At 72.1% G+C, this 18064-nt stretch carries 21 protein-coding genes; 12 read left to right on the forward strand and 9 right to left on the reverse strand.

From position 1 onward, the window contains the following. Nucleotides 1-170: 170 nt before the first annotated feature. Nucleotides 171-644, forward strand: a complete 474-nt coding sequence (locus ACWGIS_RS35465) for a carboxymuconolactone decarboxylase family protein (RefSeq protein WP_453366630.1) — start codon at nucleotides 171-173, stop codon at nucleotides 642-644. Nucleotides 645-846: 202 nt separating this feature from the next. Here the strand turns inward: ACWGIS_RS35465 and ACWGIS_RS35470 are convergent, their stop codons facing one another. Next, nucleotides 847-1197 (reverse strand): hypothetical protein, encoded by a 351-nt coding sequence (locus tag ACWGIS_RS35470; RefSeq protein WP_453366631.1) that lies wholly within the window; start codon nucleotides 1195-1197, stop codon nucleotides 847-849. Nucleotides 1198-1371: 174 nt separating this feature from the next. After that, nucleotides 1372-1932: an AMIN-like domain-containing (lipo)protein gene (locus ACWGIS_RS35475; protein WP_453366632.1), complete on the reverse strand. Its 561-nt coding sequence runs from the start codon at nucleotides 1930-1932 to the stop codon at nucleotides 1372-1374. Between the two features lie 281 nt (nucleotides 1933-2213). Between ACWGIS_RS35475 and ACWGIS_RS35480 the strand changes: the two genes are divergently transcribed. Together ACWGIS_RS35480 and ACWGIS_RS35485 are read left to right on the forward strand one after the other, a co-directional pair. Next, complete coding sequence (locus ACWGIS_RS35480; RefSeq protein WP_453366633.1) at nucleotides 2214-2639, forward strand: DUF6003 family protein; 426 nt, start codon at nucleotides 2214-2216, stop codon at nucleotides 2637-2639. A gap of 57 nt (nucleotides 2640-2696) precedes the next feature. After that, nucleotides 2697-2819 (forward strand): hypothetical protein, encoded by a 123-nt coding sequence (locus ACWGIS_RS35485; protein WP_453366634.1) that lies wholly within the window; start codon nucleotides 2697-2699, stop codon nucleotides 2817-2819. A 46-nt stretch (nucleotides 2820-2865) separates the two neighbouring features. Here the strand turns inward: ACWGIS_RS35485 and ACWGIS_RS35490 are convergent, their stop codons facing one another. Continuing rightward, complete coding sequence (locus tag ACWGIS_RS35490; protein ID WP_453366635.1) at nucleotides 2866-3237, reverse strand: winged helix-turn-helix transcriptional regulator; 372 nt, start codon at nucleotides 3235-3237, stop codon at nucleotides 2866-2868. Nucleotides 3238-3313: 76 nt separating this feature from the next. Here ACWGIS_RS35490 and ACWGIS_RS35495 point away from each other — a divergent pair, with 76 nt between their 5' ends. The 6 genes from ACWGIS_RS35495 to ACWGIS_RS35520 all read left to right on the forward strand — a co-directional run bounded on the left by ACWGIS_RS35495 (nucleotide 3314) and on the right by ACWGIS_RS35520 (nucleotide 10069). Beyond that, nucleotides 3314-4225 carry an NAD(P)-dependent oxidoreductase gene (locus ACWGIS_RS35495; protein ID WP_453366648.1) on the forward strand — a complete coding sequence of 304 codons (912 nt, stop codon included), beginning with the start codon at nucleotides 3314-3316 and terminating at the stop codon, nucleotides 4223-4225. Nucleotides 4226-4541: 316 nt separating this feature from the next. Next, nucleotides 4542-5663 carry a lipid II:glycine glycyltransferase FemX gene (locus tag ACWGIS_RS35500; protein WP_453366636.1) on the forward strand — a complete coding sequence of 374 codons (1122 nt, stop codon included), beginning with the start codon at nucleotides 4542-4544 and terminating at the stop codon, nucleotides 5661-5663. A 450-nt stretch (nucleotides 5664-6113) separates the two neighbouring features. Then, nucleotides 6114-6446, forward strand: coding sequence for a putative quinol monooxygenase (locus ACWGIS_RS35505; protein ID WP_453366637.1), 333 nt, complete (start codon nucleotides 6114-6116; stop codon nucleotides 6444-6446). Nucleotides 6447-6698: 252 nt separating this feature from the next. Continuing rightward, entirely contained in the window at nucleotides 6699-8168 is a 1470-nt protein-coding gene (locus ACWGIS_RS35510) for a glycosyltransferase (protein WP_453366638.1), read from the forward strand. A gap of 117 nt (nucleotides 8169-8285) precedes the next feature. Beyond that, nucleotides 8286-9311 (forward strand): permease, encoded by a 1026-nt coding sequence (locus ACWGIS_RS35515; protein ID WP_453366639.1) that lies wholly within the window; start codon nucleotides 8286-8288, stop codon nucleotides 9309-9311. Beyond that, the gene (locus tag ACWGIS_RS35520; protein WP_453366640.1) at nucleotides 9308-10069 is read left to right on the forward strand and encodes a TIGR03943 family putative permease subunit; all 762 of its coding nucleotides are present in this window, start codon (nucleotides 9308-9310) and stop codon (nucleotides 10067-10069) included. Before ACWGIS_RS35515 ends, ACWGIS_RS35520 begins: the two co-directional genes overlap by 4 nt. A 33-nt stretch (nucleotides 10070-10102) precedes the next feature. On the opposite strand, the gene rpmF is transcribed toward ACWGIS_RS35520, so the two are convergent. From rpmF to ACWGIS_RS35535, 3 genes are all read right to left on the reverse strand, one after another. Beyond that, the gene (gene rpmF, locus ACWGIS_RS35525; protein WP_453366641.1) at nucleotides 10103-10273 is read right to left on the reverse strand and encodes a 50S ribosomal protein L32; all 171 of its coding nucleotides are present in this window, start codon (nucleotides 10271-10273) and stop codon (nucleotides 10103-10105) included. An 89-nt stretch (nucleotides 10274-10362) separates the two neighbouring features. Then, entirely contained in the window at nucleotides 10363-11727 is a 1365-nt protein-coding gene (locus ACWGIS_RS35530) for a vWA domain-containing protein (protein ID WP_453366642.1), read from the reverse strand. Further along, nucleotides 11724-12581, reverse strand: coding sequence for an AAA family ATPase (locus tag ACWGIS_RS35535; protein ID WP_453366649.1), 858 nt, complete (start codon nucleotides 12579-12581; stop codon nucleotides 11724-11726). The genes ACWGIS_RS35530 and ACWGIS_RS35535 overlap by 4 nt, the downstream gene beginning before the upstream one ends. A gap of 253 nt (nucleotides 12582-12834) precedes the next feature. Between ACWGIS_RS35535 and ACWGIS_RS35540 the strand changes: the two genes are divergently transcribed. Then, nucleotides 12835-13008: a hypothetical protein gene (locus tag ACWGIS_RS35540; protein ID WP_453366643.1), complete on the forward strand. Its 174-nt coding sequence runs from the start codon at nucleotides 12835-12837 to the stop codon at nucleotides 13006-13008. A 319-nt stretch (nucleotides 13009-13327) separates the two neighbouring features. Here the strand turns inward: ACWGIS_RS35540 and ACWGIS_RS35545 are convergent, their stop codons facing one another. Beyond that, the gene (locus tag ACWGIS_RS35545; RefSeq protein ID WP_453366644.1) at nucleotides 13328-14320 is read right to left on the reverse strand and encodes an AraC family transcriptional regulator; all 993 of its coding nucleotides are present in this window, start codon (nucleotides 14318-14320) and stop codon (nucleotides 13328-13330) included. Nucleotides 14321-14694: 374 nt separating this feature from the next. Here ACWGIS_RS35545 and ACWGIS_RS35550 point away from each other — a divergent pair, with 374 nt between their 5' ends. After that, complete coding sequence (locus tag ACWGIS_RS35550; RefSeq protein ID WP_453366645.1) at nucleotides 14695-15363, forward strand: hypothetical protein; 669 nt, start codon at nucleotides 14695-14697, stop codon at nucleotides 15361-15363. A gap of 85 nt (nucleotides 15364-15448) precedes the next feature. On the opposite strand, the gene ACWGIS_RS35555 is transcribed toward ACWGIS_RS35550, so the two are convergent. Together ACWGIS_RS35555 and ACWGIS_RS35560 are read right to left on the reverse strand one after the other, a co-directional pair. Next, nucleotides 15449-15904, reverse strand: a complete 456-nt coding sequence (locus ACWGIS_RS35555) for an HIT family protein (RefSeq protein WP_453366646.1) — start codon at nucleotides 15902-15904, stop codon at nucleotides 15449-15451. 55 nt (nucleotides 15905-15959) lie between these two features. Next, nucleotides 15960-16379, reverse strand: coding sequence for a MarR family winged helix-turn-helix transcriptional regulator (locus ACWGIS_RS35560; protein ID WP_453366650.1), 420 nt, complete (start codon nucleotides 16377-16379; stop codon nucleotides 15960-15962). Nucleotides 16380-16583: 204 nt separating this feature from the next. Here ACWGIS_RS35560 and ACWGIS_RS35565 point away from each other — a divergent pair, with 204 nt between their 5' ends. Continuing rightward, the gene (locus ACWGIS_RS35565; protein WP_453366647.1) at nucleotides 16584-18041 is read left to right on the forward strand and encodes an MFS transporter; all 1458 of its coding nucleotides are present in this window, start codon (nucleotides 16584-16586) and stop codon (nucleotides 18039-18041) included. Nucleotides 18042-18064: the final 23 nt, after the last annotated feature.

The raw sequence follows: 18064 nt of genomic DNA on the forward strand, positions 1-18064 counted from the left end.
GATTACCGACACACTCCGCCGCCCGCTTTCCGTCGTGTCTGCCGGGCCGATCGCTGGGCAAGGTCCGGAGCGGCAACCATGGTGACCCAGGTCACAACGATCCCGTGTCACGTCCTGTCGAGTCCGATCCGTCAATGCGGTGTAACCCGACAACGACACTGGAGCTCATCATGGACGCTCGCCTGAACCTCTTCACCAACCCGCTCGCGACCAAGGTCCTGCGGCACGTCAACTCGGCGGGCAAGGTGATCTCGGACGCCACACTCCCCGCCGCCACCCAGGAGTTGGTGAAGATCCGCGCCAGCCAGATCAACGGCTGCGGCTTCTGCACGGACATGCACACCAAGGACGCCGTTCACGCCGGCGAGACCCAGACACGCCTCCACCTGGTCGCCGCCTGGCGGGAGGCGACGGTCTTCACCGACGCCGAGCGCGCCGCCCTGGAGCTGACGGAGCAGGGCACCCGGATCGCCGACGCGGCCGGTGGCGTGAGCGACGAGGCCTGGGCGGCCGCCGCCAAGCACTACGACGAGGAGCAGCTCGCCGCCCTCATCTCCCTGATCGCCCTGATCAACGCCTACAACCGCGTCAACGTCATCGTGCGGCAGCCGGCCGGTGACTACCAGCCGGGCCAGTTCGGATGACGACGGCCGGGGCGGGCCGTCACCCTCGCGCGGTGACGGCCTTGCCGCCGGTGTCCGACGGAAACCCGTCACGACCCAACACCGTTGCGGAGTACGGCACTTGTGGTCGCCGCCCGCCGCCCGCCGCCCGCCGCCCGCCGCCCGCCGCCAAGGATCACCCGGTCCGGTCAGCGACGGTCGTGAGGCCGACCGGCCGGACCGTCTACCGGAACTCGTGGACCACTTCGATCTCACCGACGATGTGGTCGTTGAACGCGTCGAGTTCCTCCGCCGGCACCCACAGTTCGAGGATCGTGCGTCCGCCCGCCTGCTGCACGGGATACCGAGCGAGGAACCGGGTGTCGACCTCGAAGCGCGTGACGAACCCGGCGCCGTCGTGCTTCACGTTCCAGTCCCTCGCGATACGGACCGCGTAGTCCTCGTTGAGCACCGGATAGAAGATCGGCTGCTCGGGCAGACGCGGCGGCCAGGCACGCCAGTTCAGCTCGCGGACCAGGTCCAGCTCCTTGGGGCCTGTCGGCCGCCACAGAGTCGTCGTCCGCCCGCCGGTCATGCGCGTCCCTTTTCGTAAGTCCAAGACCGCCGCAGCCGCCGGTCAGACGGTGACGTTACCCGCGACGGCAGGCGGGTGGCGACGGTGTTTTCCGTACGCCGACCACGCCCGCACGGCACCGTGGGAGCACGGCGGACCCGTGACGGGCGTGGTCGATGTGCCGAGCGCGCCGGGTCACCAGGTGTGGGCGACGTCCACCACGATCCGGTCGCTCAACTGCGTCACGCGGAACGGCAGTCGGGCGCGCACGCCGAGGCCGATCTGTGTCTCGCCCTCGAAGCTGCCGGCGTAACGCGTGTCCCTGAACGTCTTGTAGCCGGTGACGTCGACGCCGGGCAGCGGCTTCGCCACCTTCCCGGGATAGGTCGGCAGGCCGGTCTCGGCGTCGTAGCTCGGCGCGCTCGCGCGCACCTCGATCACCGCTCCGCCCGCGACCGGGATGTACTGGCCCGAGCCGTCCTGGTACAGGCGGTCCACGTACTGGACGTGGTAGCCGATACCGGAGGTGCCGCCGCCGGGGATGTCGAGGACCATCCGGTCGTAGCAGTCGTGCCGTCCCGTCCTGACGCCCGTCAGCGATGCGAAGGCCGTCGACGCGGCGGTCTTGGGGCCGCTTCCCCAGGCCGTCGCACATGCCGTCGCCTGTGTCGAGGCCGCCGCGGCCGGAACGGCCGTCGCCCCCAGTCCCCCGGCCGCCAGCACGAGCGCCAGCACTGCCACTCCGCTCCTGCGCATGACATCCCCCTGTCTGTTCGGTGCCGCCCCGCCCCGTGCGGGCAGCTACCGGTTGAGACAGTCCGAAGGCGTGGAAGGTTGTGCCCACGCCGCGGCCGACCGGGCGGCGTACGGATCTGCTCCGGCCGCGCCGTCCCGCACGGGAACAGCGATGCGAACGGGGCCATCGGAATCGCTCCTGCGTGCGCACGCGTGAACACCGCCCGTCCGGTCGCCATGCCACGGCCCGGACGGGGTAGAGAGCCGCCATCAGCACCACCACCCCCCGTGAGGAACCGACAATGACTGACGACGCCTACCTCGTCCTGCTCGACGGCACCGCCATGACGCTCGGGGTCGCCCCGTCGGCCGTGGGAGAACTGGCGTGCATGGAGACCCCCGCCGTCCAGGGGTGGCTCAGCGCCCAGGGCATCACGGCGACGTCCCCGCGGCTGCGCCTCCTGCCGCCGGAGGAGACCTCGGCCGTCCCCGAGGAAGCGGAGCGTCTGCCCGTGCCCCTCAGCGACGAGGAGCTGATCCGCGTGCGGAACGGCGCGGCACCGCAGGACATCGCCCGGCTGGAGGAGGAACTGCTGGCCTACCGCTCCTGCACCGGCGGTCGCGACGCACTGCTCACGCGCGCCCTCGCGGCGGGCGTCCCGGCCCACCGCATCGCGGAACTCACCGGCGAGGACCTGACAGCGGTGAAGGCGGCCGGCCGCCGGTAGTCGAAGGACCGACGCGTACCTGCGTGGCCGTGGGCCACCACGAGCATATGGGAAGTCGTGGACGGCGCCGTGGGCATGAACGAGGGCAACACGAGCATGCCGACGGACGATCCGAAGTGGTGGGCGGAGCACCGGGGCAGGCTGGAGCGCGCGGCCAGGGACGCGGACTCCGCCGGGTGACTCGACCGGGCGGTGAGTGCGCGGCCGGCACCGCCTCGGTCGGGGCTCAGCCCGCCGCTCGCCGGGCCCCGTCGAGCACCTCGGGCTCCGCGGGCCGCCGGCCGAGCAGGTGCTCCCTGCCCCAGGCGCCGAGCGGGGCCAGCGCGGTGTTGAGGGAGACGCCGAGCGGGGTCAGGGCGTAGGTGACGTGCCGCACCGCTCCCGCGAACGTCTCCTCGCGGCAGACGATCCCGTCGTCCTCCAGCTCCCGCAGGTGCGAGGTGAGGACCTTCTCGGTGACGCCGGGAATCCCCCGACGCAGCTCACCGAAGCGGCAGGGACTCTCGTTCAGCGCCCACAGGATGAGCACCTTCCACTTGCCGCCGACCACATCGATCGCCGCGTCGATGCCGCACACGTACGTGTCCCGCCTGGTCATGCACTCACTTTAGGGTAACCACCCACAAAACAGTGCGTACTTGATCACGATCCGAGCGCGTACGAGCCTGATCGGCATGGACATCACCACCACCGACAACGCTTCCGTCCCCGCCGAGAAGACTCACGTCACCCTCCTCGGCCTCGGCGACATGGGCACCGCCCTGGCCCGCGCCTGGCTCGCCGCGGGGCATCCGCTGACCGTCTGGAACCGCACCCCGGGCAGAGCCGAACCGCTCGCGCGAGAGGGTGCCCGAGTGGTGACCGACAGGGCCCGGGCGGTGGCCGCGACCACGGGTCCCGTCGTCCTGTGCCTGCTGGACGACTCCTCCGTCGGCGAGGTGCTGGAGGGCGTCGACCTGGACGGCAGGGACCTGGTCAACCTGACCACCGTCACGCCGTCCCAGGCCCGGGAGCGCGCCGAGTGGGCCCGCGCACGCGGGGCCCGTCTCCTGGACGGCGGGATCATGGCTGTTCCCCCGATGATCGGCCGGCCGGAGTCCGGGGGCTACGTCTTCTACAGCGGCGACCAGGACCTGTTCGCCCGCCACCAGAAGACGCTGGAGAGCGTCGCCGGAGCCAGGTACGTCGGGGCGGACCCGGGTCACGCCGCCCTGCACGACGTCGCGCTGCTCTCCGCGATGACCGGCATGTTCGCGGGCGTCACCCACGCCTTCGCGCTCATCCAGCCGGAGAAGGACCTCGATGCGGAGCGGTTCGCCACTTTGCTCGCGGAATGGCTGGGCGCCATGGCGGGCGCCGCGCACGGCATCGCCGCCCAACTGGCCGACGGCGACTACACGAAGGGCGTCGCGTCCAACCTGGCCATGATGACCGCCGGCAACGCCACCCTCCTCGCCACCGCGAAGGACCAGTCCGTCGACCCGGGTCTCCTCACCCCGTACATGGAGTTGATGCGCCACCGGGTCGCCCAAGGACACGGCGACGAGGGCCTGGCGGGAACGGTGACGCTGCTCAGGAACGCGTAGGGGCTCGCCGGTTCCCGGCGTGGCCGGGTTCGACGGCGCGGTGAGAGCGCGGCCGGGGTCTTCTCGACGGCGCCGACTCACTGCGCGCGCTCGGCCCCGGGCACCTCGCCTTCGCCTCGCCCGACGACCGGCCGGGCTGTGCAGCCGTCATGCCCCCGGCGAGCGGCCTCGCCGGGGGCATGACGGGGCCGACCGGGTGAGTGGCCGGGCGCCGGGCGGCGCAAGTGGCCGACCCGTTCGCGGCGTCGCTCGTGTGAAGCGCCGGAACCGGTCTCCTGCCTCGTACGCTGACGCTTCGAGCAAAGGAGCACGGCGCATGAGTCATCACCTGAAGGCGATCGACCGCGAGGAACACCTGGCCTTCGTCACGGCTCGTCCCTCGGTGAGTCACATGCAGGTCCCCTCGTGGGGGGACGTGAAGCCGGACTGGCGGGCGGAGAGCCTCGGCTGGTTCGACGAGGGCGGCACTCTGGTCGGCGCGGGACTCGTCCTGCTGCGCCCGCTGCCGGGGCTGAAGCGGTACCTGGCCTATCTCCCCGAGGGTCCGGTCATCGACTGGGCGTCGGGGGATCTCGGGGCGTGGCTGGAGCCCATGCTCACGTATCTCAAGGGGCGCGGCGCCTTCTCGGTGAGGATGGGCCCGCCCGTCGTGACCCGGCGCTGGAGCGCCGACGCGGTCAAGGAGGCGATCGCCGACCCGGGTGCCAGGCGTCTGGGGGACGTGGAAGCCACCGCGCACGAGCTGGGCGCCCGCGACATCGCCGACCAGTTGCACCGGATGGGCTGGCGCCGGACGGCGCCGGGCGGCGACGACGGGTTCGCGGCCGGCCAGCCGCGCCACGTGTTCCAGGTGCCCTTCGCCGGACGGTCCCTGGAGGCGGTCCAGCAGGGCTTCAACCAGCAGTGGCGCCGCAACATCAAGAAGGCCGAGAAGGCCGGTGTGAAGGTCGTCCAGGGCACGTACGAGGATCTGCCGGTCTTCTACGACCTGTACACCGAGACCGCCGAGCGGGACCGCTTCATCCCGCGCCCGCTGCCGTACTTCCAGCGGATGTGGACCGCGCTGTGGGCCGAGCACCCGGACCGGATGCGCCTCTACCTGGCCCATCACGACGGAGAAGTGCTGGCGGCCGCAACGATGCTGACGGTCGGTCAGCACGTCTGGTATTCGTACGGCGCCTCGACCGGTCGCAGGCGCGAAGTGCAGCCGAACAACGCCATCCAGTGGCGCATGATGTCCGACGCCCACGAACTCGGCGCGGCCGTCTACGACTTCCGCGGCATCACCGACACGCTGGACGAGGGCAACCACCTGCTGGGGCTGCTCAGGTTCAAGGCCGGTTCCGGTGGCGAGGCCGTCGAGTACCTCGGCGAGTGGGACCGTCCGCTCAACAAGGTCCTGCACAAGGCCTTCCACCTCTACATGTCCCGGCGCTGAGACCGGCGCACCTACCGGACAGAGAAGCGTGCACCGGGCAGGGCGGGACCAGGCGTCGTCGCGGTCGCGTGTTCCGTCCGCCCGCCCGGCGTCGTGGACACATGATGCGGCGGAGGGACGCGTGCCCCCGTCCGGGCTGCCCTGCCCGCCCGTCAGGCGGCACGGGGTACGCAATCCCCCGCGTCGGGACATGATGAAGGCCGCGCCGCCGGTGATGGGGGGACAGGACCGATGCGGCGCGGCCGTGGTCATCGGGTGCCCGGGTCCGAGGGCCCTACACCTGTACGAGAAACAAAAAACCGTTCGTCTTCGTCCCGCCGGGCCCGGTCACGCGCGGTACCGGCGAGCACCGGCGGTATCGCCGCGAGGGGGCCTTGCTTCCGGCGTACGCTCCCGGGGCGCCGTTCCGGCGGCGCACCCACGGCCCGGCACGACCGCGAAGGAGTCCTCATGATCTTCATCACCGCCCGGTTCAGCGTCCGGCCCGAGTACGCGGACCAGTGGCCGCGGATCGCCGGTGACTTCACCGCCGCCACCCGCGCCGAACCCGGCTGCCTGTTCTTCGACTGGTCCCGGAGCGTCGAGGACCCGACCGAGTACGTCCTGGTCGAGGGGTTCCGCGACGACGAGGCCGGAGCCGCGCATGTCCGGTCCGCCCACTTCAAGGCCGCCCAGCAGGTGCTGCCACGCCACCTGACGGCGACGCCCCGCATCCTGAACACGACGATCCCCCAGGACGACTGGTCCCTGCTCGGGGAGATGGCCGTCGACGGACAGTCCTAGCGGCGAGCGCGTGCGACGCCGCACCGTCCGTCCGGCGCCGCACGTTCTCCCGGGCCGCGCACACTCCGTACGTCTACCGTCACCGCCCGTGGCATAACGGGCGAAACTCGTAAAACGGTGGAAAGTGGAGTTTTGAAAGGGCTTCACGGATCACACCGGAGAGACGAGCCGGTGAGAGCCGTCAACAGGCGGACAGGATCCGGATCGGTTCTGCACGAGCGGCAACCCTGGCCCCCGAGCGGACGGACTGCCATGGCACAGCTCCTCTTCACCCCGCACACGACCGCAACGGAAGCGCTCCTGCCGGAGGTGAACCTCACCCCGGCCGACCCGTCCCTGCTCGGGGACACGATCGGCTCCGAGCGCGCGGCCGGTCTCGACGCGGCGGTCAGCGGACTGCGCGCGGCACTCGGGGCCCGCCGGGTCGTCGACGTGAACTCCACACCGGCCGGCGGCGGGGTCGCCGAGATGCTCTACCGGATCCTGCGCTACACCCGCGGCGCGGGCGTCGACGCGCGGTGGTTCACGATCGAGGCCGATCCGGCGTTCTTCGCCCTCACCAAGCGGCTGCACCACCTCCTGCACGGCCAGGACGCCTCCGGCCCCTCCCTCGACGCTCACGCCGCCGCCCACTACGCGGCGGTCGGGGAGGGCAACGCGCGGGCGCTGCTGCGGTCCGTGCGGCCGGGAGACCTGGTGACCCTGCACGATCCGCAGACGGCGGGCCTCGCACCCGCGCTGCACCGGGCGGGGGTGCGGGTGGTGTGGCGCTCGCACATCGGGACCGACGCGCACGACGAGTTCACCGAGCGGGCGTGGGCGTTCCTGCGTCCCTTTCTGGAGACGGTCGACGCGTTCGTCTTCTCGCGCACCCAGTACGTCCCCACCTGGCTCACGGAGCGGCACGTCGCCGTGATCCAGCCGTCGATCGACCCCCTGTCGGCGAAGAACCGGCCGCTGGACGACGACGCCGCCGCCGCGATCGTGCGCCGGATGGGTCTGCGTGCCGGTCGCCGCCCCCGCGAGCGGGCGCTCTACCGCCGCGGGGACGGCACCGTCGGTGTCGTGCGCCGCGAGCCGGTCAGCCTGCACAGCATCGCCCCGCCCCCGGCCGACGCCCCGCTGATCCTGCAGATCTCCCGGTGGGACCCGCTCAAGGACATGGCCGGGGTGATGTCCTCCTTCGCCGCGGACACCGCCTCCCTCGGCGGGGCGCACCTCGCCCTCGTGGGACCGGACGTCACCGGCGTCACCGACGACCCCGAGGGCAGCCGGGTGTTCGCCGGGTGCGTCGAGCTGTGGCACCGCCTGCCGCCGCGCAGTCGCGCCCGCATCCACCTCGCCTGCCTGCCCATGGCCGACGCGGAGGAGAACGCGGTGATGGTCAGCGCCCTCCAGCGCCAGGCCACCGTCATCGCGCAGAAGAGCCTCGCGGAGGGGTTCGGTCTGACCGTGACCGAGGCCATGTGGAAGAGCCGGCCCGTCGTGGCGAGCGCCGTCGGCGGCATCCGCGACCAGATCGAGCACGGCGTCCACGGTCTCCTCCTGGAGGACCCGCACGACCGGGCGGCCTTCGCCGCGGAGGCCGGTGGTCTGCTCCGGGACGTCGGCCGGGCCGCCTCGCTCGGGGCCGGGGCCCGGAGCCGAGCGCTCGAACAGTTCCTGGACGACCGCCAGTTGTGCCAGCAGTCCGCCCTCTACCAGGGCCTCGCCGCCGCCTGAGACCTCGCCGGCCGACCCGTCACGGGTCGGCCCGGGCGCCTGGGGCGGGAGGCTCCGTGACGGCCGGTGCCGGGCACCCGCTATGTTCGCTCCGGACATCGGACAGGCGGAGCGGACATGCAGACGACAGACGTACCGGTCGGGGAGGCCGGGCCCGCCGTGGCGGTGGCGGACGAGGCCACGCCGCGCCGCTTGCCCCGGTTCTGGCTGCTCGAACTCCTCGGAGCGGTCCTGCTCCCGCCCGCGCTGGCCTACGTCGCCATGCGGTGGAACGAGCCGGCCGTGCAGGCATGGCGGACCGTGTGCATCGCGATCACCGTGCAGGCGCTGCCGTTCCTGCTGCTCGGTACGGCACTGTCCGGTGCCATCAACGCCTTCGTGCCCGCCCGGGTGTTCAGCCGGCTGCTGCCCCGCAGACCGGCGCTCGCCGTACCCGTCGCCGGGGTCGCCGGAGTCGTCCTGCCGGGCTGCGAGTGCGCGTCCGTGCCCGTCGCGAACAGTCTGATCGGGCGGGGTGTCACCCCGGCCGCCGCCTTCGCGTTCCTGCTGTCGGCCCCGGCCGTCAATCCGGTGGTGCTGACCGCGACCGCCGTCGCCTTCCCGGGCAGTCCCGAGATGGTGCTGGCGCGGCTGCTGGCCTCGCTGGCGACCGCCGCGGCGATGGGGTGGCTGTGGCTCTGGCTGGGACGCGAGGAGTGGCTCAAGCCCGCGGTCCGGCACACCGGGCACGAGCCGGGCGGCAGCCGCTTGCGGGAGTTCCGTCGCGGTTTCCAGCACGACTTCCTGCACGCGGGCGGATTCCTGGTCCTGGGGGCCATGGCCGCCGCCACCTTCAACGTGGCGGTTCCGCGCTCCGTACTCGACATGTTCTCCGGGTCGCCGTGGCTCTCGGTGCTGTTCCTGGCCGCGCTCGCCATCGTGCTGGCGGTGTGCTCGGAGGCGGACGCGTTCCTGGCGGCTTCCCTCACCGGTTTCTCGCCGCTGGCCCGGCTGACGTTCATGGTGGTCGGGCCGATGGTCGACCTGAAGCTGATCGCCCTTCAGGCGGGCACGTTCGGGCGTGCCTTCGCGTTCCGCTTCTCCGCGGCGACCGCGGTGGTGGCGGTCGTGTGCAGCGCGCTGATCGGAGAGGTACTGCTGTGAAACGACCGCTCCAGGTGCTGCTGCTCGTCCTGAGCGGGCTCGGCCTGCTGCACGCCTCCCTCTTCACCGACCTGTGCCTGCGGTACGTGAAGCCGGGGATGCGCCCGATGCTGATCGCCTCGGGAGTGCTGCTGCTCCTGCTCGGAGTGGCGGAGGCGTGGTCGCGGAGAGGTCCCGCGGCGGACGAAGGGCACGGCCCGGAGGGCGACGAGGAGGGGGGTGCGGGCCATGGCCACGACCACTCCTCGGTGCCGCGCGTGGCCTGGCTGCTGTTCTTCCCCGCGCTGAGTCTGCTGTTCCTCGCCCCGCCCGCGCTCGGCGCGTACACGGCCGCCCGCCAGCCGTCCAAGGCCGTCGTGGAGCAACGGGAGTTCGACCCGCTGCCCGCGACCTCACCGGTGCCGATGACCCTGACCGACTTCGGCAGCCGCGTCCGGCAGGACCGCGAGCGGGCCGTCGAGGGCCGCGCCGTCCGGCTGACGGGCTTCGTCACCCCGGCCGGACGGGGCGACGGCTGGTACCTGACCCGGATCATCATCTCGTGCTGCGCGGCGGACGCGCAGTCCGTGCGGGTGCGGGTGCACGGGGTTGCGGCGCCGCCCTCCGACACCTGGGTGACCGTCACGGGCACCTGGCACCCCGGCGGGACCCTGGGCACCCGGTCCGCCGCGATCGCGCTCGACGCCCGCACGGTGAGGAAGGTGGCCAAACCGGTGAACGCGTACAAGGACGCCCTGCCGCTCACCCTCTCCCGCTGACCGTCCCGGCCCGGGCCGACCGTCGGGGCCGGGTCAGCTCTCGGGACGCAGCAAGCCGCGCTCGTACGCCTTGGCGAGACGCTGCGGCACCAGGTGCGGGACTCCGTCCACGACGACCGGGGTCAGCCGGGGAACGGTCGCCTTCCACCGGGCGCGGCGGTGCCGGGTGTTGCTGCGGGACATCTTCCGCTTGGGTACGGCCATGGTGAACTCCTCGTGTACGACGGGAAGCCCACGCTATATGAAAACGACTGCCATTATCAAAGTGGTCGCGAGGTGCCCCGCGGCACCGTTCACACCGGCAGCAGACGGCCCACCAGGGCGCTGAGCTGCTGGGCGTTGCGGCACTCGTACATGCCGACGAGTTCGGCGTAGGCGGGCGCGGCGGAGTCGCCGGTGCCCCATTGCGAGCGCTGCTCCGGGTTCAACCAGTAGACGCGGCGGGCCCGTTCGGACAGCAGGCGCACGGCCGGGAGATTCGGGTCGCCCATGTTCGTACGGGCGTCCCCGAGCACGAAGACGGTCGTCCGCGGTCCGACCGCGCCCTCGTACCGCTCGGTGAACTCACCGAACGCGGCACCGTAGTCGCTGCTGCCGTGCCAGCTGGTCAGCGTCGCCTCCGCACGGATGCGCCCGCCGAGCCCCTCCGGGTCGGCAGCGCCGTGCACGAGCAGGCCGGTCACCTCGTCGATGCGGTTGACGAAGGCGAACACCCGCACCTTGCTGAACTGGTCGTGCAGCGCCTGGGTCAGCAGCATCGTGAAGTCGGAGAAGCCCGCCACGGAACCCGACACGTCGCACAGCAGCACCAGTTCGGGACGGGCGGGGCGGCGGCGCCGCAGCACGGGCCGCATCGGCACCCCACCGGTCGACAGGGACCCGCGCAGGGTCCGCCGCAGGTCGATGGTGCCGCGCGCCGCGCGCCTGCGCCGTGCGGCCAGGCGGGTGGCCAGCTTGCGTGCCAGCGGCTGCACCACCCGGCGCAGTTCGGCGAGTTGGTCCCGTCCGGCGAAGAGGAAGTCGACCCGGTCGGCGGTGGTGACCACCGCGCGCCGTGCGATCAGGTCCCTGCCGCGCCGCTCCGCCACGCGGCGCCGCGCCTCGGTGACCACCTGAGCGCGGAAGGCCTGGATACGCCGGCGGATCTCGTCCTCCAGCAGCCGGTCGGCGAACCCCGCTCCCCCGCCCTGAGCCCTGACGCCGTCACGCACGCGTGCCAGCAGCGTCTGCGGGCGCAGCCGGTCCAGCGTCTGGTAGGACGACCAGCCGTCGGAGCCGGGCGAGGAACCGTAGCCGCCGAATCCGTCCACCGCCTCGACGGCCAGCCGCGCCAGCGCGGCCTGGTCGTCCGCCGTGAGCGCGGCCACCAGCCGGTCCCTCAACTCGTCCCGGTCGGCGGGTGCTTCGGTGTCCGTCGCCACGCCGACGCGGCGCGGGAAGTACACGTCGAAGACCGGGTCGAAGATCTGGCGCTGTCCCGTGCTGTGGAGCAGGGTGGCGGCCAGTCCTTCGCGCAGCAGCTCCCGGTCGTGGAGGCCGAGTGCCTCCAACGCCCGTGCGGCGTCGACGGTTTCGCCGGTGCCGATACGGACGCCGTGCGAGCGCAGCGCGGCGACGAGACCCGTCAGCCGGTCCGCCACGCCGGACGGGGCGTTCACACGGCGTCCAGGTCGAGTTTGGCCGACGCCTTGAGGACGTCGTCCTGGTGCTTGAGGAGGACGCCGAGGCTGTCGCGTACGACGCCCTCCTCCAGGGTGTCGGCGCCCAGGGCGAGCAGCGTGCGCGCCCAGTCGATGGTCTCGGCCACGGACGGGACCTTGCGCAGGTCCATCTCGCGGAGAGCGCCGACCACGCGCACCACGGACGCCGTCAGCGCCTCGTCGAGGTCCGGGACCTTCAGCCGTACGATGCGCCGCTCCAACTCCTCGTCGGGGAAGCCGATGTGGAGGAAGAGGCAGCGGCGGCGCAGCGCCTCGGACAGTTCACGGCTCGCGTTGGAGGTGAGCACCACGAAGGGGCGGCTCGTCGCGGTGATCGTGCCCAGCTCGGGGACGGTGACCTGGAAGTCGCTGAGCACTTCGAGGAGCAGCCCCTCCACTTCGACGTCCGCCTTGTCGGTCTCGTCGATCAGCAGGACCTTCGGCTCGTCGCCGCGGATGGCGGTGAGCAGCGGCCGGGGCAGCAGGAACTCCTCGCTGAAGATGTCCGTGCGGGCCTCGTCCCAGCTCTCGTCACGGCCGGCGCTGATGCGCAGGAGCTGTTTGGCGTGGTTCCACTCGTACAGGGCGCGCGACTCGTCGACGCCTTCGTAGCACTGGAGGCGCACCAGTCGCGCTCCCGCCACCTGGGCGACGGCCTTGGCGAGTTCCGTCTTGCCGACGCCCGCGGGGCCCTCGACCAGGAGGGGCTTGCCGAGGCGGTCGGCCAGGAAGACCGTCGTGGCGACCGCCGGGGAGGCGAGGTAGCCGGTCTCGGCCAGGCGCGTGGAGACGTCGTCGACAGATGTGAACAGCAACGGGGCCTCCAGCGCGGCGCGGGCTAGTCGGTGTCGAAGCGAACCACTATCTAAGCGCTTGTTCAGTGCCGCTGTCACGTGTGACGGCCCCGACGGGAGCGAGCCGAGCCTCCGTCTCCGCATTTGGGGGCCGGTGTCGGGCGCCCACCGGTGGACGCGGGCTTCCGGGGCGCGGCACCGCCGGACGACGGCTGTTTCCTTCCGGGGGCGGCGGGCAGTCGGTTCAGTGAGTGCCTACGAAAGGACCGACATGAGCGCCGGAGAGAAGGCCAAGGCCAAGACCGAGCAGGTCGTCGGTAAGGCCGTGAGGAAGGCGGCCCACGCGATGGGCAACGAGACCACCGCCGCCAAGGGCGCCGCGCTGGAGGCCCGGGGCAAGGCCCGGGACACCAAGGAGAAGACGAAGGGCAGCTTCAAGCGCTGACCCTCGCGCCGCACGGACTCGTCCATGAGCGGAGCCGGTGCGAGGCTCGGCCGTGGACCGCGTCGGACGCATGGCGCGCAGCCGGAGATCTCCGGCTGCGCGCCGTCGTCGTTTCCGCGTGCCGGCCGCTCGTACCGCCGGCCCGCCGACGCTCCGGATACGGCGGTGCTCCCGGCGGGCGCGTGCCGGAGCCGGGCCGGGACCCCCGTGCCCGGCCCGCCTCAGGACGCTCCCGCGCCGCCCCCGCGGTGATCTCAAGCATGCCCGGACAGGAGCCCTCTGTCGTTGGCCGACGGTCCACACCTTCTTGGCCGAGCGTCTACTGCTCGCCGTCGGCTCCGTCGGCCCGCCCTGCCGATTTGTGGCGCACCTCGCTCGGCGGGACGCCGTAGGCCGTGCGGAATGCCCGCGTGAACTCGGCAGCGCGCGGGAAGCCCCAGCGGGCGGCGATGGCGTGGATGGGCTGCGTCCGCAGCAGCGGGTCCGTGAGGTCGCGGCGGGCATTGCGCAGCCGCTGCTCGCGGACGTAGCCGGCGACCGTGATCCCCTCGGCCTGGAAGAGGCGGTGCAGATAGCTGCGGGAGATGTGGTGCGCGGCGGCGATCCGGGCGGGCGTCAGTTCCGGGTCCGCCAGGTGGCGGCGTATGAACGCCTTGACGCGCAGGGTCAGGGCGCGGCCGTGGGCCTCGGGCGGGAGGCGGACGTCGGACTCCAGCACGTGCGCGGCGACCGCCGTGACGAGCTCGGCCGCGACCGTCCCCAGCCGGGGCGCGTCCGCCGGCTGGTAGGAGCCGGTGTCCGAGGCCAACTGGACGAGGAACTGGGCCAGGAGCGCGCCGAAGCCCTCGCGGCCCGAGATCCGGCGTCCGATGACCTTGTCGGTCTGGTGCGCGGGCAGGGCGATGAGGGATCGCGGGATCTCGACTCCGATGGTGGTGACCGGGTCGGGGCCGGTGAAGATCTCGTACGACCAGGAGGAGCAGTTGACGTGGAAGTCGTCGACGCCGTAGGCGACTTCACGTCCTGCCCAGGTCGCCGCTCCCTCGCCGCGCAGGAGCAGGGAGAGATGCAGCACCTCGGGATCGGAGCGGCGGATCAGCTTCGGTGTCCGGCGGAAGACCAGCGGATCGAAGGTCGACGGCCACAGGGTCACGTCGCCGAGCTGGATCAGCCGTAGCCGGGCGCGGTAGTCCGCGCTGCGGTCGCTGGCCAGCTCCATCGGCGCGTGGGTGCTTCCCAGCCGCTCCGTCCAGGCCTCGAACCGGTCCCCCGCCGGAAGGTCGGTGGTCCGGAACAGCGACTCGTGCAACACGGGCCGTAGTCAACCACACGGCCCACGGCGGGCGGTGGGCGCCTGGGCGGTCCGGCAGCCGTCGGACGGCCCCCCGCGCGGGACGCGGGGTCCGCGCCGCCGTTCGGACGGAGCGGCCGCCCCGGAGGTCCCCGGCCTGTGCCACCGGACCTGCGGATCAGTGCCCCACGACCGTGTTGTCACGCTAGGGTCAGCGGGCGAAAACAGGCCATGGGCCGACGCGAAGGCGACCTGCGGCTCACGCCGATGTCCGTCGCACGACCGGTGATACGGGAACAACTCACGCGGACGTGCAACTGACGGCGGCCGGAAGTCGTCCTTTGCGACGAGCCGTCGAGGCACACCGAGAACCGGGACAACAGGGGGGACGCAGTATGAACGAGACGTCGAGGAAGATCCGGCGCAGACCGGGCGCCGTCCGGGCGGCCGTACTGGTCGCCTGCGTGGCGGGGGCGTTGGCCCTCACCGGGTGCAACGGCGACGACGCCGCGACGGGTTCGGGCGGCGGCACGAGCCCGACGAAGGCGGGCAGCACCGGCGGCAAGGGGAAGGGCACCGGCGCGGCGGGCAAGAAGCCGGGCGCCAAGGCGTCCTCGGGCTCGGGAAGCGCCGCCAAGTCCCCCGGAGCCGCTCCGGCCGCGTCGAAGGCTCCCGCACCCGCGAAGCCGGGTGCCGGTGGCGCCGACGACGACGGCTGCGACCACAAGATGCCGATCTCCCCCGACGAGATCGCGGTCTACCGGTACACCCCGGAAGGGGGTTTCCTGAGCCTGATCGTCAAGCACGGCAACTGGGGCTGCGGTTCGCCGGACACGGACGGCGCGCCGTTCGAGACGGTCGGCAAGGAGACCTTCATCCCGATGGACCAGGCCGCCGACATCACCGTGACGAACCCCATCGTGGAGAGCACGGAGAACCAGCCGATCGGCGTGCAGGAGTTCCTCGACTGGCTGGAGGCCCACCCCAACTCGGGCCTCGTCTTCACCTACCACCTGGGTGCCGACGGCGCCATCGACCGCCTCGACGAGGTCTTCACCCCGTAGTACGCCACGCGGCCGGCGCCCGGACGACACGGCCTCGCCGTCGTCCGGGCGCCCGTTCGCCGCAGGACCGCGGCGGCGGCCCTGATCACCTCTCGTCCAGGCGGGCCCGCAGGGACCGGGCCATGCCGTCGGCCAGGTCGTCCGGCACCTGTTCCCGTTCGGGCCGCCGCAGGAGAGCGAAGACACCCGGCCCCCGGTGCTCGGGCGGCAGGTCCGCCCCGCGCGGCACGATGTGGAAGTGCACGTGCGAGAAGCCCTCGGCCTCCGCGAACTGGACGACGTACGTCTTCACGCAGCCGGTCACGTCACGGAGCGCACGCGAGAGCCGTACCTGCCAGGTCCCGAGGGCGGCGGCCTCGGCGTCGGTGAGCTGGTGGACAGCCGTGACGTGGCGCCGGGGCAGGAGGACCAGCCAACCGGGCAGCGCGGTGCCGGTGCAGTGGGCCACCCGCCAGTACGCGTCGCCCGCGATGCGCTCCCGCGGGGGCAGTTCCTCCGACTCGGCTTCTCTGCCGCACGCGTAGCACTCACCGGTCGTCATGCACCGAGAGCGTAGGACCGCGCGCGGCCGGCCGCGCGCGTTTCGGGCCGTCCGGCTACGGGCGCGGCCAGGGGCGTCCGCCCAGCCGCTCGATGTCCGTGTTGAAGCGCCGCAGATAGGCGGCGAACGCGGCGACGTCCTCGTCGGGCCAGTCCTCCATGACCTGGTCGAGCGCGTGGACGATGCCTTCGCGTTCCTCGTCCAGCAGACGCGCGCCCTCGTCCGTCAGGCGGAACTTGCGGGCCATGCCCCCCTCGGGGTCGGGGATGCGCTCGACGAGACCCTCCCGCATCGCGGCGGCGGTCTGCCGGTTGAGCGTGGAGGCGTCGAGCCCGAAGGCGTCGCTGAGTTCACCGATCGACATCGGCCCCTGGACCCGGATGCGGCTGAGCAGGATGTACGCGCTGCGCTCCAGGAGCGAACCCTTGCGGCGTCCGCTTCGGTGATGCATCAGCCCGTGGCGGCTCAACAGCATCTGCTCGTACTCGACTTCGTGCGTGGGCTTGACCACGTGCCTGTGCCTCCTGCGTCCGCCGGGCCGGTGACACGCCACCTCTCGCCGTGCGCGACCCGGACGCCATCCTCTCACGACCCTGTGCGCCCTACATGTGACGTGCTGGATACACACGACATGTACGATGCACATCCTTGTCCGACAGAGCACCTCAGGAGTCCCGATATGGGCGCCCCCCAGCCGTCAGCCCGCGCAGGAGCCGTGGTCCCCACGCTCGCGTTCGCCGGGATCGTGGCGGCGATCACGCAGACCCTCGTCACCCCGCTCATCGCGGAACTGCCGAAGATCCTCGACACCTCGGCATCGAACTCGGCCTGGGTGATCACGGTCACCCTGCTCGTGGCCGCCGTGTGCGTACCGGTCTCCGGCCGCCTGGGCGACCTGGTCGGCAAGCGCCGGATGCTCCTGGCCTGCTCCATACCGCTCATCGCCGGCTCGGTGGTCTGCGCGCTCGCCTCCTCCGTCGTCCCGATGATCGTCGGCCGGGGTCTGCAGGGCATGGGCATGGGCATGGTGCCCCTGGGCATCGCCCTGCTGCGCGACGTGGTGCCCGCGGAGAAGCTCAGCTCCTCGATCGCCCTCGTCAGCGCGTCGATGGGAATCGGCGGCGGTCTCGGTCTGCCGATCGCCGCGGCGGTCGCGCAGTACTCGAGCTGGCGGGTGCTCTTCTGGGCCTGCGCCGTCCTGGCCACCGCCATCGCCGTGCTGATCTGGTTCGTGATCCCCGACGTGCCCGCCGGTGCCAAGGGGCAGCGCTTCGACGCCCCCGGCGCCGTCGGCCTCGCGGTCGGCCTGGTCTGCCTGCTGCTCGCCGTGTCCAAGGGCGCGGACTGGGGCTGGGGGTCGGCGACCACGCTCGGCCTGTTCGTCGCCGCCGTCGTCGTGCTGGCCGCCTGGGGCGTATGGGAACTGCGCACCCGGGACCCGCTGGTCGACCTGCGCACCACCGCCCGGCCCCGGGTGCTGCTCACCAACGTCGCCTCGGTCTTCGTCGGCTTCGGAATGTACGCGAGCATGCTGGTCATTCCGCAGCTGCTGCAGTTCCCCGAGGCCACCGGATACGGGCTGGGCCAGTCGATGCTCGCGGCGGGCCTGTGGATGGCTCCCGGCGGCATCATGATGATGTTCGTCTCGCCGCTCGGCGGAAAGCTCACGGACGCCCGGGGCCCCAAGTTCACGCTGATCTGCGGAGTCCTGGTGATCGCGGCGGGCTACGGCCTGTCGCTGGCCCTGATGGGCTCCGCCTGGGGCCTGATGGTGGTGTGCATGGTCGTCAACAGCGGCGTCGGCCTCGCCTACGGGTCGATGCCGGCCCTGATCATGAGCTCGGTCCCGCTCTCCGAGACCGCCGCCGCGAACGGCTTCAACACCCTCATGCGCTCACTGGGCACGTCCATCGGCGCCGCTGTGATCGGCGTCGTCCTCGCCCAGTTGACGACCACCATGGGCGGCTACAGCTTCACCTCGGAGGACGGGTTCCGTACCGCGCTGCTGATCGGCGGGGGCGTCGCCCTGGTCGCCGCCGTCGTGGCCGCCCTCATCCCGGCCGTCCGCGTCACCGCGGCCACGGAGAGCAAGGCCGGGGCCGCGGCCGCTTCGGACCAGGCCACCGTCGAAGCCTGACGGCGGCCCGATCGGGCGGGACC

The organism is Streptomyces sp. NPDC054842, assembly GCF_053611025.1.

Excerpts from the sequence above, each read along its gene's own strand:
- ACWGIS_RS35515 (WP_453366639.1), top strand. The coding sequence starts at position 8,286 with ATGCAGACGACAGACGTACCGGTCGGGGAGGCCGGGCCCGCCGTGGCG.
- ACWGIS_RS35490 (WP_453366635.1), bottom strand. The coding sequence starts at position 3,237 with ATGACCAGGCGGGACACGTACGTGTGCGGCATCGACGCGGCGATCGAT.
- ACWGIS_RS35500 (WP_453366636.1), top strand. The coding sequence starts at position 4,542 with ATGAGTCATCACCTGAAGGCGATCGACCGCGAGGAACACCTGGCCTTC.
- ACWGIS_RS35560 (WP_453366650.1), bottom strand. The coding sequence starts at position 16,379 with ATGCTGTTGAGCCGCCACGGGCTGATGCATCACCGAAGCGGACGCCGC.
- ACWGIS_RS35505 (WP_453366637.1), top strand. The coding sequence starts at position 6,114 with ATGATCTTCATCACCGCCCGGTTCAGCGTCCGGCCCGAGTACGCGGAC.
- ACWGIS_RS35510 (WP_453366638.1), top strand. The coding sequence starts at position 6,699 with ATGGCACAGCTCCTCTTCACCCCGCACACGACCGCAACGGAAGCGCTC.
- ACWGIS_RS35540 (WP_453366643.1), top strand. The coding sequence starts at position 12,835 with ATGAGCGCCGGAGAGAAGGCCAAGGCCAAGACCGAGCAGGTCGTCGGT.
- ACWGIS_RS35555 (WP_453366646.1), bottom strand. The coding sequence starts at position 15,904 with ATGACGACCGGTGAGTGCTACGCGTGCGGCAGAGAAGCCGAGTCGGAG.
- ACWGIS_RS35565 (WP_453366647.1), top strand. The coding sequence starts at position 16,584 with ATGGGCGCCCCCCAGCCGTCAGCCCGCGCAGGAGCCGTGGTCCCCACG.
- ACWGIS_RS35470 (WP_453366631.1), bottom strand. The coding sequence starts at position 1,197 with ATGACCGGCGGGCGGACGACGACTCTGTGGCGGCCGACAGGCCCCAAG.
- ACWGIS_RS35480 (WP_453366633.1), top strand. The coding sequence starts at position 2,214 with ATGACTGACGACGCCTACCTCGTCCTGCTCGACGGCACCGCCATGACG.
- ACWGIS_RS35475 (WP_453366632.1), bottom strand. The coding sequence starts at position 1,932 with ATGCGCAGGAGCGGAGTGGCAGTGCTGGCGCTCGTGCTGGCGGCCGGG.
- ACWGIS_RS35465 (WP_453366630.1), top strand. The coding sequence starts at position 171 with ATGGACGCTCGCCTGAACCTCTTCACCAACCCGCTCGCGACCAAGGTC.
- rpmF (WP_453366641.1), bottom strand. The coding sequence starts at position 10,273 with ATGGCCGTACCCAAGCGGAAGATGTCCCGCAGCAACACCCGGCACCGC.
- ACWGIS_RS35550 (WP_453366645.1), top strand. The coding sequence starts at position 14,695 with ATGAACGAGACGTCGAGGAAGATCCGGCGCAGACCGGGCGCCGTCCGG.
- ACWGIS_RS35495 (WP_453366648.1), top strand. The coding sequence starts at position 3,314 with ATGGACATCACCACCACCGACAACGCTTCCGTCCCCGCCGAGAAGACT.